Genomic DNA, 1,930 nt, shown 5'->3' with positions numbered 1-1,930 from the left:
CGGGCTACGGCCGCGCCGTCCAGGCCGTCCAGGTCGCGGTCCTGCCCAAGGGCGACCCCGCCCCGGGCGACACCGCCACCCCGTTCGTCGACAGGTCCTCCGAGCCCCCCTCCGTCTCCTACCGCGCCCACGTCGCCGGCATCGGCTGGCAGGGCTCCGTCTCGGACGGCGCCGTCGCCGGCACCACCGGGCAGGGCCGCGCCCTCGAGGCCCTCTCGGGCTCCGTCTCCTGGTACGGGCACGGATCCTCCTCCCTCGAGGTGAGGGCCCACGTCTCGAACGTCGGCTGGCAGGGCTGGACCTCGGGGACCGCCGGCACCACCGGGCGCTCCCTAGCGGTCGAGGCGCTCCAGTTCAGGCTCTCCGGCGAGGCCGCCTCGTCCTACGACGTCTGGTACCGCGTGCACTGCTCCGACTACGGCTGGCTCGGCTGGGCCAAGGACGGCGCGTCCGCGGGCACGGTTGGCCTGTCGAAGGCCGTCCAGGCCGTCCAGGTCGTGCTCGTCCCCAAGGGCGGCGCCGCGCCGGGGCCGGCCGGCGGGGCCTTCCGCGGCGCCGGCGAGCGCCTGTCCGGGTCGTCCATCTCCGTCGCCGGCTCGCCGGCGGGCTCGTCGTTCTCGGGCGGGGTCCTGACGCTCGGCTCCGAGAGGGGGCCCGTGCTGGGCTCCGTCGCCGCGACCGTCGACAACCTCGAGTCCGACGGGTCGGTCTGCTACCGCGGCCTGCTGCTGGGCTCCGGCTGGCAGGGGGAGACCAGCTCCGACGGGGCGCAGCTCGGCGCCTCGGGCGGCGGGCTCCAGCTCAAGGCCGTCCGCTTCGAGCTGTCCGGCGGCCTCGCGGAGCGCTACGACGTCTGGTACCGCTCCTGTGACTCCGCGCGCGGCTGGCTCGGCTGGGCGAGCGCCGGCGAGCCCTCCGGCGTCGAGTCCGGCGCCTCGGGCCTCACCGCCGTTCAGGTCGCCCTCGTCGCGAAGGGCTCCGGCGCCCCCGGCCCGGCCGAGGGGGCCTACGTCTCCGGCGCCGCCTCCGGCCCGTCGCTCGTCCTGCAGGGCCATGTCGCCGAGCGCGGCTGGCTGCCCGCGGTGGGCGGCGGCGAGGACGTCGGCACGACCGGCAGGGGCCTCGCGCTCCAGGCCGTGCGCGCCTCCCTCGAGGGGGCGGGCGAGGGGAGCTCCGTCTCCGTCGCGGCCCACGTGGCCGGCATCGGCTGGCAGGACGCCGCCTCCGCCCCCTCCTACGCCGGCACGGTGGGGCAGGGCCGCGCCGTCCAGGCCGTGAGGGTGTCCCTCTCCGGCCCCGTCTCCGAGCGCTACGACGTGTGGTACCGCGTCCACGCGGCCGGCTACGGCTGGCTCGGCTGGGCCAAGGACGGCGAGGCCGCGGGCACCGAGGGGCTCGGCGTCCAGGCAGAGGCCCTCCAGGCCGTCCTCGTCGAGAAGGGCGGCGACGCCCCCTCGACGGGCGACCCCGCCGAGCTCTCCGTCCCCTCGCTCAGCCTCAGGGCCCACGTCTCCGGCGTCGGCTGGCAGCCCGCCGTCGGCAACGGCGGCACCGCCGGCACGACCGGCCAGTCCCGCGCCGTCGAGGCGATCGCCGCCGAGGTCTCCTCGCCGGTCTCCGGCGGCCTGTCCTACAGCGCCCACGTCTCCGGCGTCGGCTGGCAGGACGAGGTCTCGGGCGGCGCCGTGGCGGGCACCACCGGCCAGGGCAGGGCGGTCGAGTGCGTGAAGATGCGCCTGACCGGCGACCTCTCCGAGTACTACGACGTCTGGTACCGCGCCTACGTGCAGGACTACGGCTGGCTCGGCTGGGCCAGCGACGGGGCCCGCGCCGGCACGACCGGCATCGGCTACCGCGTAGAGGCGCTCCAGGTCCGCGTCCTCGCGAAGGGCTCGGCGGCCCCGGGCCCGACGGACGGCGCGTACAGGGA

At 77.2% G+C, this 1,930-nt stretch carries 1 pseudogene; it reads left to right on the top strand.

The annotated features are described in order from the left end of the window. Positions 1-1,930 (top strand): annotated as a pseudogene (locus PMX70_RS10055) (hypothetical protein); the annotation flags it as partial.

Source organism: Collinsella aerofaciens, assembly GCF_028206795.1.
Lineage (GTDB): Bacteria > Actinomycetota > Coriobacteriia > Coriobacteriales > Coriobacteriaceae > Collinsella > Collinsella aerofaciens_AX.
Note: the sequence above shows the minus strand (reverse complement) of the source record. Positions and strands in the feature narration are given on the sequence as shown.